Annotated in this window: 20 protein-coding genes and 1 tRNA gene; 13 read left to right on the top strand and 8 right to left on the bottom strand. The window is 56.4% G+C overall.

Translation table 11 applies throughout. The features are described 5' to 3' along the window. Nucleotides 1-20: 20 nt before the first annotated feature. Nucleotides 21-1,103 carry a DNA polymerase IV gene (gene dinB / locus ACYX4K_RS03745; RefSeq protein ID WP_475093445.1) on the bottom strand — a complete coding sequence of 361 codons (1,083 nt, stop codon included), beginning with the start codon at nt 1,101-1,103 and terminating at the stop codon, nt 21-23. Between the two features lie 73 nt (nt 1,104-1,176). On the opposite strand from dinB, the gene ACYX4K_RS03750 reads away from it, so the two are divergent. Further along, nucleotides 1,177-1,713 (top strand): carboxymuconolactone decarboxylase family protein, encoded by a 537-nt coding sequence (locus ACYX4K_RS03750; RefSeq protein ID WP_475093444.1) that lies wholly within the window; start codon nt 1,177-1,179, stop codon nt 1,711-1,713. Nucleotides 1,714-1,921: 208 nt separating this feature from the next. Next, complete coding sequence (locus ACYX4K_RS03755) at nt 1,922-4,444, top strand: InlB B-repeat-containing protein (protein ID WP_475093443.1); 2,523 nt, start codon at nt 1,922-1,924, stop codon at nt 4,442-4,444. A gap of 137 nt (nt 4,445-4,581) precedes the next feature. On the opposite strand, the gene fdxA is transcribed toward ACYX4K_RS03755, so the two are convergent. Together fdxA and mutS are read right to left on the bottom strand one after the other, a co-directional pair. Continuing rightward, nucleotides 4,582-4,905, bottom strand: a complete 324-nt coding sequence (gene fdxA / locus ACYX4K_RS03760) for a ferredoxin FdxA (protein ID WP_043317038.1) — start codon at nt 4,903-4,905, stop codon at nt 4,582-4,584. Between the two features lie 142 nt (nt 4,906-5,047). Beyond that, on the bottom strand, nt 5,048-7,732 hold the full coding sequence (gene mutS / locus ACYX4K_RS03765) for a DNA mismatch repair protein MutS (RefSeq protein WP_475093441.1): 2,685 nt from the start codon (nt 7,730-7,732) through the stop codon (nt 5,048-5,050). A gap of 285 nt (nt 7,733-8,017) precedes the next feature. On the opposite strand from mutS, the gene ACYX4K_RS03770 reads away from it, so the two are divergent. Continuing rightward, entirely contained in the window at nt 8,018-8,980 is a 963-nt protein-coding gene (locus tag ACYX4K_RS03770) for a DUF4862 family protein (RefSeq protein ID WP_475093440.1), read from the top strand. A 217-nt stretch (nt 8,981-9,197) separates the two neighbouring features. Next, nucleotides 9,198-11,048 (top strand): cation:proton antiporter, encoded by a 1,851-nt coding sequence (locus ACYX4K_RS03775; protein WP_475093439.1) that lies wholly within the window; start codon nt 9,198-9,200, stop codon nt 11,046-11,048. Nucleotides 11,049-11,080: 32 nt separating this feature from the next. Here ACYX4K_RS03775 and ppnN read toward each other — a convergent pair whose 3' ends face one another. The 3 genes from ppnN to ACYX4K_RS03790 form a co-directional block, all read right to left on the bottom strand. Next, nucleotides 11,081-12,463, bottom strand: a complete 1,383-nt coding sequence (gene ppnN, locus ACYX4K_RS03780) for a nucleotide 5'-monophosphate nucleosidase PpnN (protein ID WP_475093438.1) — start codon at nt 12,461-12,463, stop codon at nt 11,081-11,083. A gap of 194 nt (nt 12,464-12,657) precedes the next feature. Then, nucleotides 12,658-12,734, bottom strand: a tRNA-Arg gene (locus tag ACYX4K_RS03785). A gap of 193 nt (nt 12,735-12,927) precedes the next feature. Next, nucleotides 12,928-13,944, bottom strand: a complete 1,017-nt coding sequence (locus ACYX4K_RS03790) for a tRNA dihydrouridine synthase (RefSeq protein ID WP_475093437.1) — start codon at nt 13,942-13,944, stop codon at nt 12,928-12,930. 327 nt (nt 13,945-14,271) lie between these two features. Here ACYX4K_RS03790 and ACYX4K_RS03795 point away from each other — a divergent pair, with 327 nt between their 5' ends. The 8 genes from ACYX4K_RS03795 to ACYX4K_RS03830 all read left to right on the top strand — a co-directional run bounded on the left by ACYX4K_RS03795 (nt 14,272) and on the right by ACYX4K_RS03830 (nt 21,771). Further along, on the top strand, nt 14,272-14,601 hold the full coding sequence (locus tag ACYX4K_RS03795) for an OadG family protein (RefSeq protein WP_475093436.1): 330 nt from the start codon (nt 14,272-14,274) through the stop codon (nt 14,599-14,601). 135 nt (nt 14,602-14,736) lie between these two features. Continuing rightward, nucleotides 14,737-16,539: a sodium-extruding oxaloacetate decarboxylase subunit alpha gene (gene oadA, locus ACYX4K_RS03800; protein WP_475093435.1), complete on the top strand. Its 1,803-nt coding sequence runs from the start codon at nt 14,737-14,739 to the stop codon at nt 16,537-16,539. 11 nt (nt 16,540-16,550) lie between these two features. After that, nucleotides 16,551-17,864 carry a sodium ion-translocating decarboxylase subunit beta gene (locus tag ACYX4K_RS03805; RefSeq protein ID WP_475093434.1) on the top strand — a complete coding sequence of 438 codons (1,314 nt, stop codon included), beginning with the start codon at nt 16,551-16,553 and terminating at the stop codon, nt 17,862-17,864. A 179-nt stretch (nt 17,865-18,043) separates the two neighbouring features. After that, on the top strand, nt 18,044-18,829 hold the full coding sequence (djlA, locus tag ACYX4K_RS03810) for a co-chaperone DjlA (protein WP_475093433.1): 786 nt from the start codon (nt 18,044-18,046) through the stop codon (nt 18,827-18,829). A gap of 52 nt (nt 18,830-18,881) precedes the next feature. Continuing rightward, the gene (locus tag ACYX4K_RS03815) at nt 18,882-19,187 is read left to right on the top strand and encodes a BolA family protein (protein WP_475093432.1); all 306 of its coding nucleotides are present in this window, start codon (nt 18,882-18,884) and stop codon (nt 19,185-19,187) included. Nucleotides 19,188-19,621: 434 nt separating this feature from the next. Then, on the top strand, nt 19,622-20,383 hold the full coding sequence (locus ACYX4K_RS03820) for an OmpW/AlkL family protein (protein WP_475093431.1): 762 nt from the start codon (nt 19,622-19,624) through the stop codon (nt 20,381-20,383). Nucleotides 20,384-20,488: 105 nt separating this feature from the next. Next, nucleotides 20,489-21,451 (top strand): DnaJ C-terminal domain-containing protein, encoded by a 963-nt coding sequence (locus tag ACYX4K_RS03825; RefSeq protein WP_475093430.1) that lies wholly within the window; start codon nt 20,489-20,491, stop codon nt 21,449-21,451. Between the two features lie 2 nt (nt 21,452-21,453). Continuing rightward, entirely contained in the window at nt 21,454-21,771 is a 318-nt protein-coding gene (locus ACYX4K_RS03830; RefSeq protein ID WP_475093429.1) for a chaperone modulator CbpM, read from the top strand. Between the two features lie 24 nt (nt 21,772-21,795). Here ACYX4K_RS03830 and ACYX4K_RS03835 read toward each other — a convergent pair whose 3' ends face one another. Beyond that, nucleotides 21,796-22,785, bottom strand: coding sequence for a calcium/sodium antiporter (locus tag ACYX4K_RS03835; RefSeq protein ID WP_475093428.1), 990 nt, complete (start codon nt 22,783-22,785; stop codon nt 21,796-21,798). Between the two features lie 226 nt (nt 22,786-23,011). On the opposite strand from ACYX4K_RS03835, the gene ACYX4K_RS03840 reads away from it, so the two are divergent. Next, nucleotides 23,012-23,962 (top strand): DUF533 domain-containing protein, encoded by a 951-nt coding sequence (locus ACYX4K_RS03840; RefSeq protein ID WP_475093427.1) that lies wholly within the window; start codon nt 23,012-23,014, stop codon nt 23,960-23,962. Between the two features lie 23 nt (nt 23,963-23,985). On the opposite strand, the gene ACYX4K_RS03845 is transcribed toward ACYX4K_RS03840, so the two are convergent. Continuing rightward, nucleotides 23,986-25,338 carry a serine hydrolase domain-containing protein gene (locus ACYX4K_RS03845; protein ID WP_475093426.1) on the bottom strand — a complete coding sequence of 451 codons (1,353 nt, stop codon included), beginning with the start codon at nt 25,336-25,338 and terminating at the stop codon, nt 23,986-23,988. Between the last annotated feature and the right edge of the window lie 14 nt (nt 25,339-25,352).

The raw sequence follows: 25,352 nt of genomic DNA on the forward strand, positions 1-25,352 counted from the left end.
AGACTGAAAATTGAGCAATTTCAGGTGTTGACGGGGGACCGGTAGCGGAGGGGTAGCGGCAACTGTTCCGGGCCCAATTCGGCGCGTAAGTCCTTGAGTTTGATGCCGACCCCGAGTAGCCGGATGGGGTCGCTGCGCTTGTCCCAGCACTCTTGCAATAGTTGTTTAAACTCGCTGATGCGACCCGCTTTACTGGTTCGCTCGTGCGTGGATTGGGTGAAATCGGCATATTTAACTTTGACAATCGCGCCGGCTATTTCATAGCGGTCACCTAGTTTTTCAAGGCGCTCCTGTAGGCGGCCATACAGGTCCACCATTTGTTCCTGCCAGGCTTCTTGCACCGCGAGATCTTCGTTGAATGTGCACTCGACACTGACGCTTTTCCGGGACCCGTCGTTACTGACTGCCCTATCATCGATGCCTCGACACAGGTGATACAGGCGATTGCCGAACTTGCCGTATTTCTGCACCATTTCCACTAGACTAAACCGCCGCAAATCACTGCAGGTACGTATGCCCTCACGTTGCATCTTTTCCGCTGTTACTCGTCCGACACCGTGGATTTTCTTAATCGGAAGTCGCAGAACAAAGTCTTCCACAGCATTGGGCGGAATGACGGTAAGTCCGTCCGGCTTCTCCCAGTCACTGGCGATTTTCGCCAGGAATTTATTCGGTGCTACCCCAGCAGAAATAGTAATTCCGAGGTCTTCGCATACCCGTGCGCGAATTTCTTTGGCGATCAAAGTTGCGCTGCCACTGCAGTGAGCACTGTCAGTAACATCGAGGTAGGCCTCATCAAGGGATAGCGGTTCTATGGAGTCCGTATAGAGTAGGAATATATCCCTGATCTGTGCACTCACTTCCCGATATTTTTTCATGTTTCCCGGCACTACAATCAGATCAGGACACAGCTTTTTGGCGTGTGCTGTCGGCATGGCCGAGCGAACCCCGAAGCTGCGTGCCTCGTAGTTACAGGTAGAGATAACGCCCCTGCGATCACTGGCTCCGCCCACGGCAATGGGGCGCCCGCGTAAATTGGGGTCGTCCCGCATCTCTACCGAGGCGTAGAAGCAATCACAGTCGCAGTGGATGATTTTGCGCATGCTGGGATTATATCCAGTATTCAGGCGCAGCCAACCAGAATCTGTGCCGCCTGCGGCAGAGACGGAGGTGGATATGAGCAACATGCCATTGGTTAGCAAAACGACTGGAATACCGAATGAAGCGCAGGTGACCGCGGTGCTCGACGATGTGCGCACACAGCTGGGTTCTGTACCGAATCTGTTCCGCGCTTATGCCAACAACCCGACGATCCTGACCCAGCTCTGGGACCGGTATCAACATGTGATGCTTACCGGGCACCTGTCACCAAAGCTGAAGGAGGGGATTGCCCTGATGATCGCTGCAGATGAACATAGCGATTACGGTATTTCACAGCACAGCGCTTTGCTGCAAAAGCTCGGTGTAGACCCCCATGAGATTCTTCGCATTCGGACTGATCCGGATCACGCCCATTACAACCGGAAAGAGCACGCTCTACTGGAAGTCGCGCGCCACGGAAATAGCAGTCCCCATGATCACGGTGACAAGGTGGTTGATGCTGCCCGGGAGGCGGGTGCCAGTGATGCGGAAATCCTGGAAGCCCTGGCAGTAGCGGGACTGGTGGCCGAACTGTGCCACGCCGCCTCATTCTTACATGTGCCCGTGGAGTAGGCTCCCTGCATTAGCGCTTCACTTCTGCTTGTTTTTTGACCGGGTAGAGAGTGGCGACGAAGTCATGGAGGCTGATGTGTCTTGTGTCACGATTCGAGGGGAATAAAGTCCCATAAATTTTGCCGTGTTTTTTTCAGATTGTCAGCGCAATGCGAGCCCTACATAATCGGTCGTTTGTTCGACGACTTAATAATAATTTGGGGGTTGTATGGAGCTGTCCAAGCTCGGCGCAGTAGTCCTGCTCAGTCTATTACTTTCTGCTTGTGGCGGCGGGGGAGGTTCCGATGGTGGTGCATCGGGTAGCTCGTCCAGCAGCAGCTCGTCCAGTAGTAGCTCGTCTAGTAGTTCCTCAAGTAGTTCTTCTTCCAGTAGCGGCAGCTCTTCTGGTAGTGGTTCTTCCAGTGGAAGCTCCTCCGGCGGAACTGAACCGCCGGTGCAGGAGTTCGAGGTTACTGCTCAAGCCAGCGAGGGCGGTTCCATAGACCCGCTGCAGTTGATGGTAGAAGAGGGAGCCACCGCGGTATTTACACTTACTCCCGATGAGGGGTATGCCATTGATTCTGTTTCTGGTTGCGATGGCGTTCTGAATGAGCTTCAGTACGAAACGGCCGCTGTAGATGGTGTGTGTGAAGTCATCGCTACCTTCAAGATGGCGGACGTCGTGGGGCCCAGCGCGCGTATTTTGTTCCCCTGGAAAGTATCCCGCACAGAGAGTGGACTCATCCTGGTAAAAGGCACAGCGAGTGATGATGCCGGGGTTGCATCCGTCAAGGTCAATGGTGTTGAGGCGGAGATCAACCCAGTTGCGTCCCCCTTCGCAGTGAACCGCTCCGCCCCCGCTGCGTTCAGCACGGGCGTGTCCAGCAATACTCCTGCCGCTGAAGAGTCTGCGACTACCCAGGTTACGTGGGAAATCACACTGCCAGTGGAGGCCGGAGACAGTACTGAGCTCGTGGTGAGTACCGAAGATGGACTGGGGAACGTGGATGACTCCGCAGGTTTTGCGGAAGTGATTACCCGAAAAGTGCCCACCCGTTTCGCTATCGATGACGTTAATCGCCGGTTGGTGGGGCAGGCCCAGCGTGACCAGCTGATTTCCTATGGTCTCGATGATAATCAGTATCAGCCACATGATGTGGCGGAGCTCGGCTGGTGTGATGTGCTGACTTACCGCGGAGATACCGATAGCGTTGTCTGCGGAACTTTGAATGGAAGTTGGTTGTTGTTGTCTGAAGTTTCTCTGGAAACCGGCAGTAAATCCAGTCTAGCGCTGCGCGACCTCTCCTATGACACGAGTGAATGGAGCTTTGTACATTTGCAGGAAATGCGATCCTCAGCCGATAACGCGAGTCTTTACCTGCTATTCAAATATTTTTCTGCAGACAGTGATGTATCACATAAATCACAAGTCCTTCGATATGACTTTGGTGGTGACTTCACCTCGGTTTTCGATGGTGAAACAACCGATGGAAAGGTCGTAGCCTCAAATACTTTTGAGTTGCTGTCCGATGGTTTACTGGCGTTCACTGGCTATTGGGGGGAAAGCGATGCGGATGGATTGCGCAAGGTTGCCCTCGACGGGTCCGTGACGACGGAGATTGCCCCATCACCAAACCTCCTCTTGGCCGGTATTGCCGCAAATGCAGCGGAAACAACGGCCTATTTGGCGGGTTATGAGGGGATTGCCAGGGCTGACCTTGCTACCGGGGAAATCCATACGTTGTCCCTGGAGGTTGATGAGCTGGAAATGAACATCGATCAGATTCGCTCTGTTGGCCTGGATGAAGCCAATAACCGCTTGTTGATTGCCGATTCCGGGTTTGACTATGTAATGGCTGTGAACACCGAGACCGGTGAAAGGTCAGAATTCGCCGGCAACGGGGTTGGCAGCGGCAAACGTATGCTTGCTCCACGCGGTGTAGCGCTTTACGAAGAAAAAGGTAAAGCGTATTTGTTGGACGATGGCGGAAATGCTGCGGAGTATCTAATTGAAGTGGACCTGGATACCGGTGACCGGAGTATCCTGACCGGGTTTGATATGGAATGTAACCATACTGCCCAGGATGTAGTTCTGGATAAAACCGGCAATCGAATTTACGCAGTATTTGGCAGTACTATTTATAGCGTGAGCCCGGATGATGGCAGCTGGACCAGGTTTGTTAAAGGATATTCAGGATCTGACTGCAGTGGTGGGTCTGTGTTTGCTTTTACCGGAGCGACACTCGACGAGGAAGGGCGCCGTCTGCTGGTATCGGATACCAAGTTTAACGGCGTGCTGGCGTTTGACCTGGCGACAGGGGGCACGGATGTGCTGGTCCAGTCCGCCGAGAAGTTCGATGTGCCGGTAGACGTCGCCATTCACCCGGATTCCGGCCTGATCTACATATTGATGCAATCCGCAGATGGGCTTTACAGCTACAACCCGGAGTCTTCGGAAATCGTCGGGCTACTGGATAATTGCACGAATGCCCGAATCAATAATGAGCTTGATCCCGAACAAGGCGCTGTGCAAAGCCTGTTACTGGATGCCGAGCAAAACACATTGTGGATTTCTGGTGGCACACTCGGGAAGGCGGATCTTAATGGAGATGCCTGTAACGCCGAGTTTTGGAGTGTGAGTTCGCTGTTCGATATCGATATCACCAGCGACAAGCAGTTGTTGGGTACGTTTTTCAATGAGTTGAAGCAACTGGATTTTGATAGTGAGCAATCTGTCACCATTTCAAAGTAAGTAGTACCCGATTCTCTCGAGGGGCCGCGAGGCCCCTTTTTAGTACCCGTAGAATAGTGCCCGGAGAAACCGGATTTCTTTCACGCACAAAAAAGCCGTCTCGAAAGACGGCTTTTGGGGAAGTGTGTGCAGCGGGTTTATCGCTCCAGGTACTGCAATTTCCCTGTCTTCCCATCCCACTCTTCCGCATCCGGCAGAGGGTCTTTTTTCTCGGTGATGTTTGGCCACACCTCAGAAAGCTCGGCATTGAGCTCGATATATTCCTGCTGATCGTCCGGCACCTCGTCCTCGGAGAAGATGGCGTTGGCCGGGCATTCCGGCTCACACAGGGCGCAGTCGATGCACTCGTCCGGGTGGATTACCAGAAAGTTGGGGCCTTCATAGAAGCAGTCTACCGGGCAAACTTCCACGCAATCCGTGTATTTGCACTTGATGCAGTTTTCCCCAATTACGAATGTCATGCTTGTCCCTCGATAATGCTGATGCGTTGCCGCTGCCCGGTCGGCTCCGCATGCCGGAACCGGACCTTATTCTTGAAAGCTGCGGATTTTAGCAATAACTGGCGCGAATTGTAGTGGCTTTTGAGTCGAATTGGTTGGGTGCTTATAACAGTTTGCGCAGGGCGTAGAGCTGTTCCAGCGCCTGGCGCGGGGTCAGGTCGTCGGGGTCCAGTCCTTCCAGGGCTTCTACCGCCGGGTGCGGGGCACTGCCGAACAGGTCGACCTGTGCCGGAGCAGCGGGTTTTGGTTGCGCAGTCGGGGCTTCTGTCTCTGGTGCAGGAGTCGGAGCAGGAGCTGGCGTGGGAGCGGGCTCTGCAACCGGTTCGGTAACCGCTTGCTGTTGCGGGGCGCCCGGACCAGAGTCGCGAGTGGTGTGCCCGGCTTCCAGTGCCGCCAGCCGTGCCTTGGCTTCCTCCAGAACTTCCTGCGGAATCCCCGCCAGTTTGGCCACCTGCAACCCGTAACTCTTCGACGCCGGCCCCTCCTGGATGCGGTGCAGGAACACGATGGAGTCGCCGTGTTCGGTGGCATTCAGGTGAATGTTGACCGCATCCGGGCATTGCTGGGGCAGTTCGGTCAGTTCGAAATAGTGGGTGGCGAACAGGGTAAAGGCGCGCACCTTGTCGGCGAGGAAGTGCGCACAGGCCCAGGCCAGGGAGAGGCCGTCGTAGGTACTGGTACCGCGGCCGATCTCGTCCATCAGGATCAGGCTGTGCTCGCTGGCATTGCGCAGGATATTTGCAGTCTCGGTCATTTCCACCATAAAGGTGGAGCGGCCGCCGGCCAGGTCGTCGGCGCTGCCGATACGGGTAAAGATACGGTCCAGCAGGCCGATGCGCGCGCTGTCTGCGGGTACGAAGCTGCCGCAATGGGCGAGCAGGGCGATCAGCGCGGTCTGTCGCATATAGGTAGATTTACCACCCATGTTCGGGCCGGTGATGACCAGCATGCGGCGGCTCTCGTGCAGCTCGATATCGTTGGCCACAAACGGGTCGTTCAGCACCTGTTCCACCACCGGGTGGCGGCCGCCTTCCACGTGAATGCCGGGCTCTTCGCTCAGTTCCGGCTGGATCAGGCGCAGTTGATCCGCGCGCTCGGCCATATTTGCCAGTACATCCAGCTGGGACACTGCGGCGGCGGCGGTCTGCAGTTCCGCGAGGGATTCGTTCAGGGTGGTGAGCAGCTCCTCGTACAGGAACTTCTCCCGGGCCAGGGCGCGGCTCTTGGCGGAGAGTGCCTTGTCTTCGAACTCTTTCAGCTCCGGGGTGATAAAACGCTCGGCGTTTTTCAGGGTCTGGCGGCGGATATAGTCCGCCGGTGCCTTGTCACTCTGGCCGCGGCTGATCTCGATAAAGTAGCCGTGCACCCGGTTGTAACCGACCTTTAATGTTGGGATACCGGTGCGCTCTTTCTCGCGCACTTCCAGCTGTACCAAATAGTCTCCGGCGTTTTCACTGATTCCGCGGAGTTCGTCCAGCTCCTCGTCAAAGCCATCGGCAATCACCCCGCCATCGCGTAGCACCACCGGTGGATTCTCCACCACCGCGCGCTCCAGCAGCTCCACGGTTTGTGGCCACTCACCCATTTCCTGGCTGAGTTGTTTCAGCAGGCCGGCATCGGTTTCAGACAATTGGCGCTGCAGTTCGGGGAACTGGGACAGGGACATGCCCAGGCGCGACAGGTCTCGCGGGCGCGCGGAGCGCAGGGCCAGTCGGCCGAGAATGCGTTCCATATCGCCGATGGGCTTCAGCGCTTCGCGCAGGGGTTCGAAGCGGTAGTCCTCGATCAGTGCGGTGATCGCCTGCTGGCGTTGTTGCAGGGTATGCAGGTTGCGCAGGGGATTGTTCAGCCAGCGTCGCAGCAGGCGGCTGCCCATAGCGGTTTTACAGGCGTCGAATACGGATAGCAGAGTGTTGTCGTCGCCGCCGTTGAGATTAGTATCGATTTCCAGGTTGCGACGGCTGGCGGGGTCGAGGGCGACAGTGTCTTCGCTGCGCTCGGTGCGCAGGGTGCGAATATGGGGCAGTTCGGTGCGCTGGGTATCGCGGGCGTATTGCAGCAGGCAACCGGCGGCACAGAGTGCTGCGTGCATATGGCTGCAGCCAAAGGCCTCCAGGTCCATGGTGCCGAACTGACGGTTCAGCAGGCGCAGGGCGCTTTCCAGGTCGAACTCCCAGGGCGCGCGGCGGCGCATGCCCGGGCGGCGCTCTATTTCATTGGGCAGGGTCAGGTCTTCAGACACCAGCAGCTCGGTGGGGCTGTAGCGCTGCACCTGTTCTGCGAGCGCTTCCAGGGTTTCCACTTCCTGTACCGCAAACTGGCCGGTGCCCACATCCAGCAGTGCTAGGCCGAATTTCTCGCCGACGAGCACCGTCGCTGCCAGCAAATTGTCCCGGCGCTCGTTCAGCAGCGCCTCATCAGTCACCGTGCCCGGGGTGACGATGCGCACCACCTTGCGCTCCACCGGCCCTTTCGAGGTAGCCGGATCGCCAATCTGCTCGGCGATGGCCACGGAGACACCGGCCTTGATCAGCCGCGCCAGATAGCCCTCCGCCGCGTGATAGGGAATCCCCGCCATGGGAATCGGCTGACCGCCGGACTTGCCGCGGGCGGTCAGGGTCACATCCAGCAGCTCCGACGCGCGCTTGGCGTCGTCGTAAAACAGCTCGTAGAAGTCGCCCATGCGGTAAAACACCAGCTCCTGGGGGTGCTCCGCCTTGATCTTCAGGTATTGCACCATCATCGGTGTATGTTCGGGCTTGGCGGTTTTGGCGGCTGTTGCGGGCATTTGTGAGAAATTCTTGTTAAATCAGTGGGTTATCTAGATGGCTCGGGCGCGAATTACCCCATTGCAGGGTGCCGCGAGCAAGCCGCTAAGGATACCAAAGCGCCATGGATCAGACTATCGGGATGAGGAAGCGCAGAGAGGGGACTTCTCGGTCATAGAGGTGGTCGACGTGTTGGCGTCCACTGTTCTGACGTTCAGGAAGGGAAATTCGAACAGGCTCGGTTTTGTAGGCAGTTCCTGTATATTGGCCGTCTTTCTATTTCCCTCACGGATAGCGATCAGAAAATGAAATACATCTTAGGTGCCTATGCCACCGCCCCAATCACCGAATCCTGGCAGCCGGAAGTTCAGGAGGAATACCTGAATGGCATCAAACAACTGAAGAATCTTCGGGGCCTTGAGCACCCATTTACCGGTCAGTTGCACGGCCATGATGATGACTGGTTTCTGCGTAATATCGATCCCAATTGGGATTTTGTCTTTACCGGTGTACCCGGGGTGATGGGGCGTCTGGGAAAGAATGCGGCCTTTGGTATTGCCTCTGATGATGAGGCGGGTCGTGCAGAGGGTGTCGAGTTTTATCGCCAGATGCATGCCGCTGTGCTGAAACTGAATGCGCACCTTGGCCGCAATGCGGTGGAAGCGGTGCAGCTGCATACCAGCCCCAACCGCACTGCGGCTCAGTCTTCCACTGCCGCGTTGAAGCGCTCGCTGGAGGAAATCACGTCCTGGGATTGGCAAGGTGCGAATCTGGTGATTGAGCACTGCGACGCGTTTGTTGACGGTTTAAAGCCGGAGAAAGGTTTCCTTTCCCTGCAGGAAGAAATCGAATGCCTGCAGGAAATCAATCAGCGTAGCGAGCGCAAACTGGGCATCTGTATTAACTGGGGCCGTTCGGCACTGGAAACACGCAATACGGAAGGCCCACTGGAACACATTCGACTGGTGCGCGAGGCGGGGCTGTTGCGCGGGCTCATGTATTCCGGAATTTCCGATACCGATACCCCTTACGGTGTTTGGCGCGATACCCATATGCCACCGGCCGAAGTGTTTGAGGGCGGCCAGTTTGCCGAGGGTTCGCTACTCACGCGGGAACAGTTGGCGCTGACGCTGGAAGCGGCGGACTGGCAATCACTGGATTATCTGGGGGCAAAAATCGGCGTGCGCCCGGCGGATCTGGATGCTGCCGCGCGGGTTGCCTTTAACCGGGATTGTCTGGCGGCATTGGACTTGCTGACGTCGCAGTGATGTCGTTAACCTCATCGGTTTGTGGCTGACCACTGTTATCAAAATATTCTTGAAGTTGTTTCCTTGGCTACCTCGTTTGTCGCCTGGAGCGCACTAGTAGTAGTTCTGGTGGAGGGATTCTAGAGCGGTATTTGATAGCTCGGAGAATGTCTTCCTTGCCCTGGGGGACCATGTGGTAGGCTGGCAGCCAGTACTCGGCTTGTGGTTGTGCACTTCTATGGAACAGATCTTCTCAAATCCCATGGCCATGCTGGTACTGGTCGGTATCGTTTCGATTGCCTGTCAGTACCTCGCCTACATGCTCAAGCTTCCGGCAATTCTGCCGCTTCTTTTGGCTGGTCTGGCATTGGGTCCCATGACCGGTGTACTGGACCCGGATGCACTGTTTGGCGATCTGCTGTTCCCACTGGTTTCCCTGGCCGTCGCAATTATTCTGTTTGAGGGGGCGCTGACCCTCAAGCTTTCCGATCTTGCCGGGCACGGCACTATGGTGCGAAATCTCTGTACCCTCGGTGCTCTGGTTACCTGGCTGATCGCGACACCCGCTGCCTACTATATCCTCGGTATGCCCCTACAGTTGGCCGCGCTGTTCGGGGCCATTGTGACCGTCACCGGGCCGACCGTGATTGTGCCCATGCTCCGCACAGTACGCCCGAACACCCGGATTTCCAATATCCTGCGCTGGGAAGGGATCGTCATCGATCCAATCGGTGCACTGCTTGCGGTACTCGTCTACGAATACATCGTTGCCGCGCAGAACCCGTTTGAACACTCACTCATTTTACTGTTGAAAGTGGTGGTGATCGGTTTTGGGTTGGGTTCCCTGATGGGACATTTTCTCGGAACCCTGCTGCGAAAAAACTGGGTGCCACACTACCTGCGCAATACGGCGGTGCTGACATTGATGCTCGGCGCCTATGCGGCTTCCGATCTGATGGCCCATGAATCCGGGCTGCTCACGGTGACGGTGATGGGCATCTGGATGGCCAATATGAAAGGCCTGGATGTGGACGATATCCTCGAGTTCAAAGAGACTCTGAGTGTTCTGCTGATTTCTGCGTTGTTTATTTTGCTGGCGGCGCGGGTAGAGTTGTTTACGCTTGCCCAGCTGGGTTGGGGGGCACTGCTTGTGCTGGCCGCAATCATGTATATCGCCCGCCCGCTATCGGTTTTTCTGTCGTCGCCGGGATCCGGCCTCAACTGGCGGGAGCTCGCGTTGCTGAGCTGGATTGCTCCGCGAGGCATCGTCGCGGCCGCGGTCTCTGCGCTGTTTGCCCTGAAAATGGAATCCTTCGGATTGCCGAAATCCGAGTTGCTGGTGCCGATGGTATTCCTGCTGATCATCACTACGGTGGTTATCCAGAGTCTTACCTCAAAACCGATCGCCAAAGTGCTGGGGGTGAGGGCGCCGTATCCCAACGGATTCCTGATTTTCGGGGGTGGGAAATTCGCCCGCATGCTGGCAAAAGATCTGGTGCAGAAGGATGTGCCGGTCCGAATTGCCGATACCAACTGGGACACCATCCGCGAGGCTAGGATGGATAACATTCCTACCTACTACGGCAATCCGATTTCAGAACACGCCAGTCTTACCATGGATACTTCTACCATTGGCAAAGTACTGGTGCTATCGCCATACAAGCAGCTCAATCCACTGGTGACTTATCATTTTGAACACCTACTGGGGGACGATGCGGTATTTGGCCTGAGCCCCGGTGCACAGGAAGGACGAGCCAGCCATCAGATATCCGAGGAATATGCGCGGAAGTTGACCCTGTTTTCGGAGAATGCGACTTACAGCCGTCTTGCAAGCCTAACGGCGAAGGGTGCGACTATCCGGACAACGCGACTCACAGAGGAATTCACCCTGGACGACTACCGGGAAACCTACGGCAATCGTGCCACGCGACTTTACGCCGTGGACCCACAGGGGAAAATCCATATCTGCACCATAGGGCACGAGTTTGAGATAAAAGAGGATTGGCAGATTGTCAGCCTGATTGCTCCCGAGGAGGAGGTGGAAGCAGCTGCAAACGGTGCCGAAGCGGAAATGAAAACCGCCACCTGAACAGGTGGCGGTAAACGTTGATAAAAGGTTCGTTAGTCCGTAGCGATGGTGTAGCAGGGTTTGTACGCTTTCCCCGGCAGTTTCATCCGCTGCTGTTTTACAAAGGAATTCAGCAGAGTATCCATGCTCCGCATCAAGGCCGGATCACCGCGTAGCTCGTAGGGTCCATTATTTTCTACGTTGCGGATCCCTTCGTCCTTTACGTTCCCCGAAACAATTCCCGAAAATGCACGGCGCAAGTTGGCGGCGAGCAGGTAGGGTTCCTGGTTATTGTGCAGGGCCAGGTCGCGCATGTTTTCATGGGTTGGCATAAACGGGCGCTGGAACTCCGTGGAAACCTTCAGCTTCCAGTTGTAGTAGTACGCATCTCCCGTGTCCTTCCTGTATTGACGTACCTTGAGAATTCCCGCAGACATCTGCCGGCCCACTTCCTGCGGATCATCAATGATGATCTGGTAGCGCGACTGCGCCTCTTCTCCAAGGGTTTCCCCAATGAACTGATCGATCTGCTCGAAGTACTCCGCTGCGCTGGCGGGCCCGGTAAAAATGACCGGGAAGGGCTGGTCCCGATTGTCCTGATGCAACAGAATGCCCAGCAGGTACAGAATTTCTTCTGCAGTGCCTGCGCCACCGGGGAACACCACAATACCGTGGCCGGTACGCACAAACGCTTCCAGCCGTTTTTCAATATCCGGCATGATCACCAGCTGGTTCACGATCGGATTGGGCGCCTCTGCGGCAATGATTCCCGGTTCGGTAATGCCCAGGTATTGCCCGTGGCTATCGCGCTGTTTGGCGTGGCCGATGGTGGCGCCTTTCATCGGGCCTTTCATGGCGCCAGGCCCACAACCCGTGCAGATATCGAGGCTGCGCAGGGCCAATTCATAACCGACTTTCTTGGTGTAGTCGTACTCTTCGCGTGAAATGGAGTGGCCGCCCCAGCACACCACAAGGCGCGGTGCGCGAGTGCGGTCGAAAGTGCCCGCATTTCTCAGGATATGGAACACCGCATCGGTTACCCCCTGTGCAGAAACCAGATCGTAGCGAGGGTCGCCGGTGATTTCGCTGCGTACGTAAATGATGTCCCGCAGTACGGCGAACAGGTGTTCTGCAATACCCTGGATCATCCGGCCATCCACAAAGGCAGTGGCCGGTGCATTGCAGACCTTGAGTTTGACAGAGCGCTCGGTAGGAATGACGGAGATGTCGAAGTCGGAAAATTTTTCCAGTAGCTCCTTGCCATCATCCATATAGTTGCCGCAATTCAGAACGGCGAGGGCGCAGTTGCGGAAGATGGTGTTTTGCGGGCCGCGGCTGGTGTCGGTGAGTTTGTGGATCTCGTACTTGGAAAGAATATCGAACTGCCCGGTCGGGGAGACTCGTGCATCCACGAGTTCGATAAGTTCTGTGGTCATACAACCCCCAGTAATGCTTGTCGTTCAATGCCCGCTGTACAGGGGCATTTGATTATCAGATTGCGTCTGGCGGAAAAGGTTTTATTTGCCGGTTCCTGACTAAGGATAGCTGACGGGTGCGTCGAGATTGGAAATTCCGGGGGAGGAAGAAAAGAAAAAGCCCCGAACTCTTGCGAGATCGGGGCTTTTCGATATGGCGCACTCGGAAGGATTCGAACCTTCGACCGCTCGGTTCGTAGCCGAGTACTCTATCCAGCTGAGCTACGAGTGCGTCGTTGTGGTTGCGAACTATAGTGACTTGCCTTGGCTTCGTCAACTGTTTTTTTAAAGATTTTTTGAAAAACTCTTTAAAAATCCGCAAGTTACCGAGCTTTTGCTTGTGGCCGAAACCTTTGCTTCAGCTCGATAGGGCGCGCATTCTGCCGCGGCTTCTGACCCAATGCAAGCAGTTTTTTGAACTTTTCTCAGGAAGCCAGCTGAACCGGGGAATCCGCTTCTGAACCGTCTAAATGCTGAGCAAACGCCCGCTCCAGAATCTCTGGGTCCCGGTGGCGTTTGATCTGCTCGAAGAATAGCTGTGCCTGGGGAAAACTCAGCTTCAGATAGGCTAGCCACTGCTTGACCCGGTTGCCCAGGTATTTGGCGGGGTAAATATCTTTGGTGGTGGTGTAGTACTCGTAAAGGATGGCGGCGACCTGGGGCCAGGGGAGGGGGTTCACTTCCTCTCCGGCGCACAGTGCGCGGATCTGCAGGCCGATATCCGGGCGTGCCAACAGGCTGCGACCAAACATGTACGCGTCGCAGCCGGTCACCTCCCGGCAGCGTTGAAAGTCCGCCAGCGTCCACAGGTCACCATTGGCGATCACCCGAATGCCCAAAGCCTCACGAATCTCGCCAATGTATTCCCAATAGGCGGGTGGACGGTAGCCATCCACCTTGGAGCGGGCATGCACCGCCAACTCTGAAGCGCCGCCGTTCTCGGCCGCGCGGGCGTTGTCCATATAGGTGCTGCGATCTTCAAACCCGAGACGGATTTTTGCCGATACCGGAATATGATCCGGGACCGCATTTCGCACCGCCGCCACAATGCCTTCCACTCTGGAGGGAGACTTCAAGAGGCAGGCGCCGCCATCACTGTTGTTGACCTGCTTGGCGGGGCAGCCGAAATTGAGGTCGATCGCCGTAGCACCGGCTTCCACTGCGCGGATGGCGTTAAACGCCATGGCATTGGGGTTACCCCCCAACAGCTGCAGCTTCACCGGTGTTCCCGTAGGCGTCACTGCACCCTGATCCAGCTCGGGGCATAAACGGGTAAATACCCGGCGTGGAAGTTTGGTGTGGGTGACGCGCACAAACTCCGTGACACAAGTATCCACGCCACCAATCTTCGACAACAACGCTCGAACGTGGTGATCAATCACGCCTTCCATCGGTGCCTGATAGATCAATGGCGTTTTGCTCGTGGTGAAATCTGTGCTCATGGACTGTGAAGCTGGCCGTCAGTACTACTTAAGAAGGGTTTGGGTGCGCATTGTACGAGAAATTATTCGGCCTGGTTAGTTATTGTTCAGTTTCCGGCTGGAGAGGCGGAAAGTCACTGCTGATGGGCGCGGGAGGCTGGGGGAGTTTATTGCGGCTTGGTGAACTGGTCGGATCTGGCAGGGAAAATGGTCGAAATTGGCGGTTTTATAGGGGTTCTTGGTTGCTTCTGTAACTAATAAGTGTTTGATTTTGAAAGGTTCTTTTATTGATAATATCGCCCGCTGAATTGCAGGTTAACAAAATCTGCGCAATATCCTGGTGACGCTATGCCGGCGACCCACCGGAACCCGGTGGACTGCCAGGGCAAGAATCAGAGTAATAAAAAGCAACGAAGCGAGGGGATTACCGTGCGAGACGCACTTCTACAGCAAGGCCTGGACATCACTTTGTTCGGCATGGGTATCGTTTTTACATTTCTGCTGTTGCTGGTGATCTGCACCACCATCATGTCCCGCGTGATGACCCGCTTTTTCCCTGAGCCAGAGCCTGTTGCGGCTCCCGCTTCTGCGCCCGCCCCGCAATCTGCCGCTGGTAACCAACGCCTGCGCAAAATCATTGAAGCCGCCATCGAGCAGCACCGCAATCGCCGCAAATAGTTATCACATCAGTATTTATCTGATTTTATGACACTCTTTGCCGGTCTTTCCCGTGCGATTTTTCGGCGCGGGTAAGCGGATAAAAAACATCACCCTTTTTCATTTGCCAAGATCAATTTTGAAGAGAGACCACCCATGACTGAGGTTAACTCTTTAGTTAAAAAGTCCCCCCTCGGGATTACCGATGTAGTTTTGCGCGACGCTCACCAGTCGCTGTTCGCCACCCGCCTGCGGCTGGATGACATGCTGCCGATTGCGGAAAAACTGGATAAAGTCGGCTTCTGGTCTCTCGAATCCTGGGGCGGCGCCACATTTGATGCCTGTATCCGCTACCTGGGTGAAGATCCCTGGGAACGCATCCGCGAATTGAAAAAGGCCATGCCCAACACGCCGCAGCAGATGTTGTTCCGCGGCCAGAATATCCTGGGCTACCGCCATTACGCGGATGACGTGGTGGAAAAATTTGTCGAGCGCGCAGCCACTAACGGTGTAGACGTTTTCCGCGTGTTCGATGCCATGAACGATATGCGCAACCTGCAGACCGCACTGGCGGCCGTGAAAAAACAGGGTAAGCATGCGCAGGGCACCATCTCCTATACCGTCAGTCCAGTGCATAACATGGACATGTGGGTCGACCTGGGTCGCCAGATTGAAGATATGGGTGCGGACTCCATCGCCATTAAAGATATGGCCGGCCTGCTGCGTCCGTACGAAGGTTACGAGCTGGTTTCCAAACTGAAGGCGGCGGTGGATATTCCCATCCACATGCAGTGTCATGCCACTACTGGCCTGTCTACCGCGACTGCGCTGAAGTGTGTGGAAGCGGGCATCGACAATATCGATACCGCAATTTCCTCCATGTCCATGACCTACGGCCACAGCCCCACCGAGGCCGTCGTGGCGATTCTGGAAGGCACTGATCGCGATACCGGCCTGGACATCAACCTGCTGGAAGAAATCGCGGCTTACTTCCGCGAGGTACGCAAAAAGTACGCGAAGTTTGAAGGTTCTCTGCGCGGCGTTGACTCCCGTATCCTGGTCGCCCAGGTGCCCGGCGGTATGCTGACCAATATGGAAAATCAGTTGCGCGAGCAGGGCGCTGGCGATCGTCTGGACGAAGTGCTGGAAGAAATTCCCCGAGTGCGTAAAGACCTGGGATATATCCCACTGGTAACACCGACTTCGCAAATCGTTGGTACCCAGTCTGTATTGAATGTTCTGACTGGCGAGCGTTACAAATCCATCTCCAAAGAAACTGCCGCAGTATTAAAGGGCGAATACGGTGCGACGCCGGCAGACGTCAACAAAGAGCTGCAGGACAAGGTTCTGGAGGGGGGTGAACCCGTGACCTGCCGCCCGGCTGACCTGATTGCGCCAGAGCTCGACAAACTGTCCACAGAGCTTAAACAGAAATCTTCGGAAGACAGCATCCCCCTGACCAGCGGCGAAGGTGAAATCGACGATGTGCTCACCTACGCACTCTTCCCGCAAATTGGTTTGAAGTTCCTAAAAAACCGTGGCGACGCTTCGGCCTTCGAGCCAGTGCCCACCGGCAACGAATCCACCGAGGTCAAAAACGATCAGGGTGATTGTGTCTACACCGTCTCCGTGGAAGGTGAAAGCTACACCGTTACCGTGGCCGACGGTGGCGATGTGACCGGCATGGTGAAAGTGGGTGGTGAAGCCCCGGCTGGCGCTGCCTCCTCGCCTGTGGCAACGGGCGGTGGCGAACCGGTAAAAGCGCCGCTGGCGGGCAATATCTTCAAGGTTTTGGTAAAACCCGGTGACCAGGTCACCGAGGGCCAGAGTATTGTGATTTTGGAAGCCATGAAAATGGAGACCGCAGTCAGCGCACCGCGCGCGGGTAGCGTGACCGGCGTGACCATTAAAGAAGGCGACTCCGTGGCGGTGGGCGACGACCTGCTGACCATCGCATAACGGGGGCCACAGTGGAAAATTTAACCAACCTCTGGCTCTCGTCTGGCGCAAACCAGATGACCATCGGGCAGTTCTCGATGATCGTGGTGTGCCTCGGTCTTCTGTTCCTGGCGATCCGCAAAAACTTCGAGCCGCTGCTGCTGGTACCGATTGGTTTTGGCGGTATTCTGGCGAATATTCCCGGTGCCAATCTGGCAATACCGGCAGTAGAAGCGGCGATTGCCTCTGGCGATGCCGGTGTATTGGCGCAACTTTCCCAGGTGCTTGGCTTGGGGGCCTTCGAATCCGTCGAAGGCCTGAAAGCGGCACTGGAAAGCGCGCCGGCAGCGGCCGCGGAGCGGGCATCTCAGGTGGCCGCAGATGCGGGTTTCTCCAATGGCATGTTGTACAACTTTTATAACGTGGCCATCGCTTCCGGTGTCGCACCCCTGGTGATCTTTATGGGCGTTGGCGCCATGACCGATTTCGGTCCGCTGCTGGCCAACCCGCGCACCCTGTTCCTCGGCGCCGCTGCGCAGTTCGGTATCTTCGCAACGGTACTGGGTGCGGTGGGCATGTCGGCCGCTGGCATTATGGATTTCTCCATCGCCGACGCCGCCGCCATCGGTATCATCGGTGGTGCAGACGGCCCCACCGCGATCTACGTGTCCAGCCTGCTGGCACCGGATCTGCTGGGTGCCATTGCGGTGGCTGCCTATTCCTATATGGCACTGGTACCACTGATCCAGCCGCCTATCATGCGCGCCCTGACCACGGAGCAGGAACGCCGTATTGAAATGGTGCAACTGCGCCCGGTGAGCAAGCGCGAGAAGATCGTTTTCCCGCTGGTGCTGTTGATCCTGGTTGCGCTGTTCCTACCGGACGCGGCGCCACTGCTGGGTATGTTCTGTTTCGGTAACCTGATGCGCGAGTGCGGCGTGGTGTCCCGCCTGTCCGATACTGCGCAAAACGCACTGATCAATATCACCACCATCTTTCTGGGGCTTTCTGTTGGCTCCAAGCTGGCGGCGGATAAATTCCTCGACCCGAAAACCCTGGGAATCCTGGCGCTGGGTATCGTGGCGTTCGCGATTGGCACCGCGGCCGGTGTTCTGATGGCGAAGCTGATGAACGCCGTCAGCAAGAACAAGGTGAACCCGTTGATCGGCTCTGCCGGTGTATCCGCGGTGCCGATGGCCGCGCGGGTATCCAACAAGCTGGGTCTGGAAGCTAACCCGCACAACTTTCTGCTGATGCACGCCATGGGCCCGAACGTGGCCGGGGTGATCGGCTCCGCGGTCGCCGCGGGTGTCATGATCACCATGGTGCGGGCAATGACCGGCTGACCTTTGTCCTCGCGCCCAAAATAACCCCGCTCCGGCGGGGTTTTTTGTGTCTGAAATCAATCGTGTGACTAGTGAGTTCTGTTCGGTATGCGTGAAATAGGGGAGTGGCGCGCCTCGTGGTAATATGGCCGCCGTTTTACTATCAGTGGCACCAGTGCGGGTGTCCGGAAGGAGTAGATATGTCCTGGTTGGGAGCGGGTATCGGTGCCGGTATCGGCATGATGTTTGGCGGTCCTATTGGTGCAGCCCTGGGCGCGTGGGTAGGCAGCTCCTTTGGCTCTGGCCTGAAGAGGCTCAGCGAAGCGGGAATTACCCTGAATCGCGACGGCGCCCAGGCGGTATTTATCGTTGCCCTGTTTTCCATGCTGGCGAAGATGGCCAAGGCGGACGGCCAGGTTTCCAAGGCCGAAGTACAGCTGGTTGATGACTTTATCAACAACAATCTGCGCTTAAATGCCGAAGACCGTCAGCAGGCGATCAAGATCTTCCAGAACGCGAAGACGGACGAGTACTCCATCTACGATTACGCCCGTCAGTACCGCCAGCTGATTCGCAACCAGGCCATGCGCGAGATGGTGTACCGCCTGCTGTTTGCCGTGGCCTTTGCCGATGGCGAACTGCACCCGGCAGAAGAGCAGATTCTGCGCAAGATTCCGGAAGATCTTGGACTGCACGCTTCCATTTTCACCGCTATGTTCAACGAGTTTGCCCGCGGTGCCGGCCCAGTGGCCAGCGGCGATAGCCTTAAGGCACATTACGACGTGCTGGAGTGCAGCCCGGATGTGAGCGACCGGGAACTCAAACTGGCCTACCGTCGCAAAGCGGCGGAATTCCACCCGGACAAGATTGCCTCGAAGGGCTTGCCCGAGGAGTTTATGCGTCACGCGGAAGACCAGATGAAAAGTGTTACTGTCGCTTACGACACCATTGTTGCCGCGCGCAAGCGCCAGGCGGAAGTCAATTAGGGCTGACCCGGTAATTGAATATGGTAGTGGGATATAAAGAGGGAAGTTGGAAATGTCTTTAGCGCAACACATCCAGGAAAAGCTGGCCGAGGCATTCGGCCCGTCTCATATTGAGGTGGAGTGCGAAAGCCATATGCACAGTGTGCCGGAAGGGGCTGAAATGCACTTTCGTGTGGTACTGGTGAGCGAGGCTTTCCATGGGCTGCGCAAGGTGCAGCGTCATCAGAAAGTGTATGGCGTGCTGGCGGATGAAATGGCCGGCCCGATCCACGCACTGGCGCTGCATTTATATGATGCAGACGAATGGCAGGGGCAGGCTCCGGCCAGTCCGCAGTGTCTTGGAGGCGGAAAAGGCTAACTCTCACTGGTTCAATTGAAGTTTATCCCGCCAATTTTTCTCCGCTCAACAATTCTTTACGCTTGCAAAATTTCCGTCAGAGGGACCTGAATGTCGCCTGAATAACTGACGGAAATTTTCCTATTTTGATTTCCTTCCCGAATAAGTCGGAGGCTTCTCTGGCGCACTAATCTCTCCGTCACCCTTCTATGGCGCATGAATTCCCCTTCGTGTCGCGAAATGCCTTCTTCTGCAGTCTGAAAATCACAATGAAGAAATTTGCGCCTGGCGCATGTGTCATTTTTTCGGAAGAAACGTGCGACGAATTTGCACAAAAGTTCCACAACTAAAGATTTTTTTTGGTTGTTTTTTCTACAGCCACTCACAGGCCTGTCTAGACTGACAAGTGATTGGGTTAATTGCTGTTTAATTTGCCGAATACGATGGAGTTCTCAATGAAAATGACACGCGTTCTGACACCGCTTGCGATCGCTGTAGCTGCACTGGTCAATGCCCAACAAGCTTCTGCCGGTTGGTTGAGCGATGGAGATTTTATTGTACGTGTAGGTGCCAGCTGGGTAGATGCTAATGATGATCATGATCAGTTTCGTCTGAGCGATCGATATAGCACTGCGAAGTTTGACGTCGATTCCGACACCACCTGGAATATCTCCGGTGTTTGGCTGCCGGTAGAACACTGGGGTGTCGAACTGATGTATATCGGTTCTACCCAGCATGATCTGAAAGCGGAAGATATTCGTTTCGGCGATATCACGTACGACACAGATCGCTACCGTGTAGGTGACTTTGACGCTAGTTACGCCAATGCGTTCTTGAACTGGTATCCGCTGAGCCGCGACTGCCTGGGTCAGCCATACATCGGTATTGGTGTGAACTACACCGATTTCAGTGATGAGCATCTGCGCGGTCAATTCCGCGACGATATCAATAACTGGGATCCGGATCTGGGTATTCGCAATGTGCAATACGGTCTGGGACATTCCTGGGGTATTGCCGGTCAGCTGGGTGTGGATTTCCGCTTTGGCCGTGACAGTGCTTTCCTGGTAAATGCCGCGGTACTGTACATGGATGCTGACACCAATATGACCACTTACTTCACGGATACCACTCTGCCGCGTAACCCACGCTTGAGTGTATCCGACGACGTAGATTACAGCCCCTGGGTATTCAACCTGGGCGTTGGTTACTCCTTCTAATCACACCTGGTGATTTAACGAGTAGCGTTCAAGGAAGAACGGAAAAAGGCACCCTCGGGTGCCTTTTTTCTTTTACTGGTAACTAATGGGAAGTGGCAATCGTCCATGGAGTACCACGATTACTATCAGATTCTGGGTGTTGAGCGCACTGCCTCTCAGGATGAAATCAAGAAGTCGTACCGCAAGTTGGCGCGCAAGTTTCACCCGGATGTGAGCAAAGAAACTGATGCGGAAGAACGCTTCAAGGAAGTCAATGAGGCTTACGAAGTGCTGAAGGATCCGGAAAAGCGGGCGGCGTATGACCAGCTCGGAAAAAGCTGGAATAGTGGAGAGGATTTTCAGCCACCACCGGACTGGGAGCAGGGGTTTGAGTTCCGAGGCGGCGGCTATACGGAAGCGGACCCGGAGGCGTTTAGTGACTTTTTTGAAAGCCTGTTTGGGCGCGGCGGTTTCCAGCAGGGCGGCTTTCAGCAGGGAGGTCAGCGATTCCACGCTCAGGGGGAAAACACGCATGCGCGTATTGCGATCGATATCGAAGACAGTTATCGGGGCAGTAAGCGCCAGATTACGCTTAAACATCCCGAGCTGGGTGCCGACGGCCGCCCGGTGGTGAAGGAGCGCACGCTAAACGTGACCATTCCGAAAGGAGTGACCGAAGGCCAGCAAATACGCCTGGCGGGGCAGGGTCAACCTGGTATTGGCAATGGAAAGGCGGGCGATCTGTACCTGGAAATCGTGTTCAACCGGCACTCACGCTATAGCGTTGAGGGTAAGACAGTCTATCTCGAGCTGCCGGTGGCACCCTGGGAGGCAGCACTGGGTGGCAAGGTCCCGGTGGTTACACCAGATGGCACGCTCAACCTTACTCTGCCGGCGAATAGTAAAAACGGGGGAAAACTGCGCTTGAAAGGAAAGGGGCTGCCGGCAAAAAAGCCGGGAGATCTCTACGTGGTTCTGGATATTGTCACGCCGCCTGCAAATACCGAAGAAGAGCAGCAGGCCTATCGGCAATTTCGCGATAGCTTTCAGTTTGACCCCCGCAACGCAAGTAATGGAGGAGGTGTCTGATTATGCGGTCACAGAATAGACCCGAGAGCGCTCTCGTCGAAGTGCTTGACGAGCACAGCATACTGACCCTGCGAGAGCTTTGTGTAGCCTGCAACCTGACGGCCGAGCAGGTTCTGGCGATGGTTGATCACGGGGTCATTGATGCGCAAGGAGAGGGGGCTGGATTGCGCTTTAGTGGAATTTGTGTGCGCCGGGTGCGCCGCGTTTACCGCCTGGAGCGGGATCTCGGGGTGAATCACGCGGGCGCTGCGTTGGCACTGGAGCTGCTGGAAGAAATTGAACAGCTCCGAGCGCGCGTGCGGCGCCTCGAGCGGCGCTAGCGGGATGGCTTGAGTGGTATTGAATTACCCGGCGGTTGCCTTACTGGTGATTTCGTATACCAGGTAGGTGGTGTAGGCCACGTAGGCGGCAAGCAAAGCAGCACCTTCGAAGCGATTGATACGGCCCTGGCGTTTGCCGAACCCAAAACCGAACACAAACAGGGCAATGGTCAACCCCATAACCATCGGCCAATCCCGGGTGATTAGCTCGTGCGGTACGTTGGGCATGGGTGCAATTACGCCGGCGATACCGACGACCGCCAGCAGGTTAAACATGTTTGAGCCCACCACGTTGCCGATGGCGATATCGTGCTGGCCTTTTTTGGCGGCTACCAGTGTGGCCGCGAGTTCAGGGAGTGATGTTCCCAGTGCGACAATGGTAAGACCGATAATCAGGTCGCTTACACCCAGCTGGTGCGCGATGGTGACGGCGCCCCACACCAGTAGCCGCGAGCTGACGATCAGCAGGATCAGGCCCGCGACCACCCAGAACAATGCTTTCCCCAGGGGCATATCGTGTTCATCGAGGTTTTCCTCCATACCACTTTCGATCAGGTCGCCCTTGCCTTTGATCGCCGAATAGATGGACCAGCCAATTACCCCAAAGAAACCGGCCAGCAGAATCATACCCTCGGCTCTGCTTAACGTGCCGTTCCAGAAAAAGGCCGCAGTCAGTATGGTGATAACCAACAGCAGCGGCAGTTCTTTGTGGATGATCTTGCTGTTGACCGTCAGGGGAATTATCAGGGCGGTCACGCCCAGGATCAGACCGGTATTGGCAATGTTGGAACCGTAGGCATTGCCCAGCGCCAGCCCTGGGCTACCGTCCAGCGCTGCCATGGCAGATACCACCATTTCCGGTGCCGAGGTACCGAAGCCCACGATCACCATGCCAATTAACAGTGGCGGCATACCCGCGTGTTTGGCGGTTGCGGCGGCGCCATCGACAAATCGATCGGCACTCCACATCAGCAGGAGGAATCCGGCAACAATGGCGAGCGAGGCAAAAATCATGGGCGTCCTTAGTCAATATGGATGGCCATTCACCACAATCGCGCGGTGCGGTGAATGCGGTGAGACCGAATTTGGGGGCCGATTGTAACGGCAATACAAGCCGCTTGCAGCGTTCAAACCCCACTGCGGTGTAGTTGGTGGCTGAATCCCGCGGACCCTACAGTTTGGTCTGATTTTGCACCGAGTGCTGGGCTGTCGCGCAGACCACAAACTGGAGAGCCGGACGATGAACAAGAAGTTACTGCTGGGCGCCCTGATCGGCGCGGGAATGTCCATGTTGAATAAAAAGATTCGTCAGCAATCGGCCCCAGCACCGGGTACACCTCCGCCGGATTTTTCCAAGGTGCCGCCGCCCCAGCAGTCGGATAACTCCGGTGGCGGGCCGAGTCTGGATGACATCCTCGCCCGTGCCGGCCAGCCGGGCGGATTGAACCCCGGCGGTAGCGTTGGTGCCTCGCCCCAGGGGGGGGCGGCGGGCGGTGCGTCTGGTGGCGACATCTTTGGAGGCGCCATTCCTGCAGGTGCTGGCGCCGGCGGTGCTGCTGTGCTGATGGAAATCGCGCGGCGGATTTTCGCGCAGATGCAGCAGGGTGGCGGCGCGATCGGAGGCACTTCAGGCGGCGGTGCCGGACAGGGAGGCGCAGGGGGAATGGGCGGTCTGGGCGATATTCTCGGTCAGATTTTCGGTGGAGCCGGCGGTAAGTTCGGCCAGCAGGGATCGAAAGGTCCCCAGAACAATCCCGACAGCTGGCAGAATATGCAGCCGCGAGGCAAAGGCGGTTTGTTCGGGTTCGTGAATTCCGAGGCTGCGGGCGATGCGCTCAATGCCGAGGGTGACGAGCAGGCCGAGGCCATGTTGAAAGCGATGGTGGCCGCCGCCCAGGCGGATGGCCGCATTGATGAGACGGAACAGAAAAATATCATGCAGGCACTGGACGGGCAGGTCGATGGCTCGCAGCTGGATGAATTGCGTCAATTTCTCACCACGCCCATCAGCATGGATGAGGTGGTTGCCGCGGCGGATGATCCGGCCACGGCATTTAACCTGTACCTGGTGTCCGTGATGACGTGTAATCCGGATAACCCGCAGGAGAGGGCGTACTTGTCGGGGCTGGCAGAGAAACTGGGGATTTCCCCTCAGGCGGCACAGGTAATCGAATCACAAGTGCCGCACTGAATTGCCGGGGTGGGGGGAAAAGCTTAGGGCAGAAGCTGGGCGAAGTTGGGTCCGGTGGGGTAGTCGCCTTTGGTCCAACCGAGGCGGACCACGACAGTATTGGTGGAGGGTGAAATCATCACCGCCTGTTCGCGGTTGCCCAGCATAAAGTAACTGTCTTCGGGCAGCTCCGGGTAGCGCAGCGCCTCGCCGCCGCCATTCAGCCAGAACTGGTAGCCATAGCGCGGCTCGTTCTGGCTTTTGTTTGGCTTGCTGGCCGCGTTTACCCAGTTTTCAGGCAGCAGTGCCACTCCTTCCCAGTGCCCGTCGTTCAGCATCAGCAGGCCGAGCCGCGCCCAGTCCCGGGCGGAGGCGTAAATGTAGGAACTCCCCACGAAGACACCACTGGCATCGACCTCAAAGGTGGTATTGCGCATCCCGAGTGGAGCGAGAATCTGCTGTTGAAAGAAATCCACGTTGGCCTGGGGATTGGCACCTACCCGGTCGTAAACCCAGCGGGCCAGTAGGTTAGTGGTACCGGAGGAGTATGAGAAATGCGTTCCGGGAGAATGTGCCAGAGGACTTTGCAAGGCGACATCGGATGCGCTGTGGGCGCCAAACAGCATCTTCGTTGCATCACTACCCGGGGCATAGGTTTCGTCGAAATCGAGCCCTGAAGACATTTGCAGCAGGTTCTCAAGGCTGATTTTGCTGCGATCGTCGCTCCATTGCGGGAACAGCGGTGACGATGTGTCTAGTTGTGGTTGTACTGCTTGCAGGCGCCCCAGCAACATTGCCGTCAGGCTCTTGCCCATCGACCAGCCCAGTAGTTGCGTCTGCGGAGTAATTTGATCGCCGTAGGACTCCGCCACCAATTTGCCATCCTGCACGACCAGCAAGGCGCGGGTGTTGAGCCCGGCACTGTTGTCCTGTGTGACAATCTCGTCGAGGATTTTCTGTAGCGCGGGGTCGATATCCGGGGCCGTATTCCCCGTTGGCCAGGGCGCAGAGGACTCGGCAACCGGTGCGACGGTTACCTGGGCCAGCGCACTGGTATCGCCAATATCCAGCGTGCAGCCGAGCCCCGGCCGAAAGGTCGCGCTGGTTTCGCCCATCCCCATCAGCGTGGCGGTAACCCTTTTGGCCTGGTCGTCATAGTGCAGGTCCAGCAGACGGTTCGCCGGAGAGTACGAGGCGAGATCGTTCAGGTTGCGGGTGTGGTCAAAGCCGGAAAGGTAGCGCCCGGAACAGGCGAGCTTGGCACCCATGCCGGTGGAAACACGCACCGCATTGCCCAATTCGGTAATGGAAAACCCCAGCAGTCGCGGGGCGAGTAGCGCGAGCGCGAGTATTAATACCGCGATAACGGCGAGCAGACTCAGAATTATTTTTTTCATTCGATCTCGGCACC

The organism is Microbulbifer sp. ABF4_107 (assembly GCF_056312215.1).

What these genes read in the sequence shown, in the direction of transcription:
- ppnN (WP_475093438.1), bottom strand. Translation starts at nt 12,463, where the DNA reads ATGACCACAGAACTTATCGAACTCGTGGATGCACGAGTCTCCCCGACC.
- mutS (WP_475093441.1), bottom strand. Translation starts at nt 7,732, where the DNA reads ATGCCCGCAACAGCCGCCAAAACCGCCAAGCCCGAACATACACCGATG.
- ACYX4K_RS03770 (WP_475093440.1), top strand. Translation starts at nt 8,018, where the DNA reads ATGAAATACATCTTAGGTGCCTATGCCACCGCCCCAATCACCGAATCC.
- dinB (WP_475093445.1), bottom strand. Translation starts at nt 1,103, where the DNA reads ATGCGCAAAATCATCCACTGCGACTGTGATTGCTTCTACGCCTCGGTA.
- ACYX4K_RS03815 (WP_475093432.1), top strand. Translation starts at nt 18,882, where the DNA reads ATGTCTTTAGCGCAACACATCCAGGAAAAGCTGGCCGAGGCATTCGGC.
- ACYX4K_RS03750 (WP_475093444.1), top strand. Translation starts at nt 1,177, where the DNA reads ATGAGCAACATGCCATTGGTTAGCAAAACGACTGGAATACCGAATGAA.
- ACYX4K_RS03840 (WP_475093427.1), top strand. Translation starts at nt 23,012, where the DNA reads ATGAACAAGAAGTTACTGCTGGGCGCCCTGATCGGCGCGGGAATGTCC.
- ACYX4K_RS03775 (WP_475093439.1), top strand. Translation starts at nt 9,198, where the DNA reads ATGGAACAGATCTTCTCAAATCCCATGGCCATGCTGGTACTGGTCGGT.
- ACYX4K_RS03845 (WP_475093426.1), bottom strand. Translation starts at nt 25,338, where the DNA reads ATGAAAAAAATAATTCTGAGTCTGCTCGCCGTTATCGCGGTATTAATA.
- ACYX4K_RS03820 (WP_475093431.1), top strand. Translation starts at nt 19,622, where the DNA reads ATGAAAATGACACGCGTTCTGACACCGCTTGCGATCGCTGTAGCTGCA.
- djlA (WP_475093433.1), top strand. Translation starts at nt 18,044, where the DNA reads ATGTCCTGGTTGGGAGCGGGTATCGGTGCCGGTATCGGCATGATGTTT.
- fdxA (WP_043317038.1), bottom strand. Translation starts at nt 4,905, where the DNA reads ATGACATTCGTAATTGGGGAAAACTGCATCAAGTGCAAATACACGGAT.
- ACYX4K_RS03835 (WP_475093428.1), bottom strand. Translation starts at nt 22,785, where the DNA reads ATGATTTTTGCCTCGCTCGCCATTGTTGCCGGATTCCTCCTGCTGATG.
- oadA (WP_475093435.1), top strand. Translation starts at nt 14,737, where the DNA reads ATGACTGAGGTTAACTCTTTAGTTAAAAAGTCCCCCCTCGGGATTACC.
- ACYX4K_RS03825 (WP_475093430.1), top strand. Translation starts at nt 20,489, where the DNA reads ATGGAGTACCACGATTACTATCAGATTCTGGGTGTTGAGCGCACTGCC.
- ACYX4K_RS03790 (WP_475093437.1), bottom strand. Translation starts at nt 13,944, where the DNA reads ATGAGCACAGATTTCACCACGAGCAAAACGCCATTGATCTATCAGGCA.
- ACYX4K_RS03795 (WP_475093436.1), top strand. Translation starts at nt 14,272, where the DNA reads ATGCCGGCGACCCACCGGAACCCGGTGGACTGCCAGGGCAAGAATCAG.
- ACYX4K_RS03830 (WP_475093429.1), top strand. Translation starts at nt 21,454, where the DNA reads ATGCGGTCACAGAATAGACCCGAGAGCGCTCTCGTCGAAGTGCTTGAC.
- ACYX4K_RS03755 (WP_475093443.1), top strand. Translation starts at nt 1,922, where the DNA reads ATGGAGCTGTCCAAGCTCGGCGCAGTAGTCCTGCTCAGTCTATTACTT.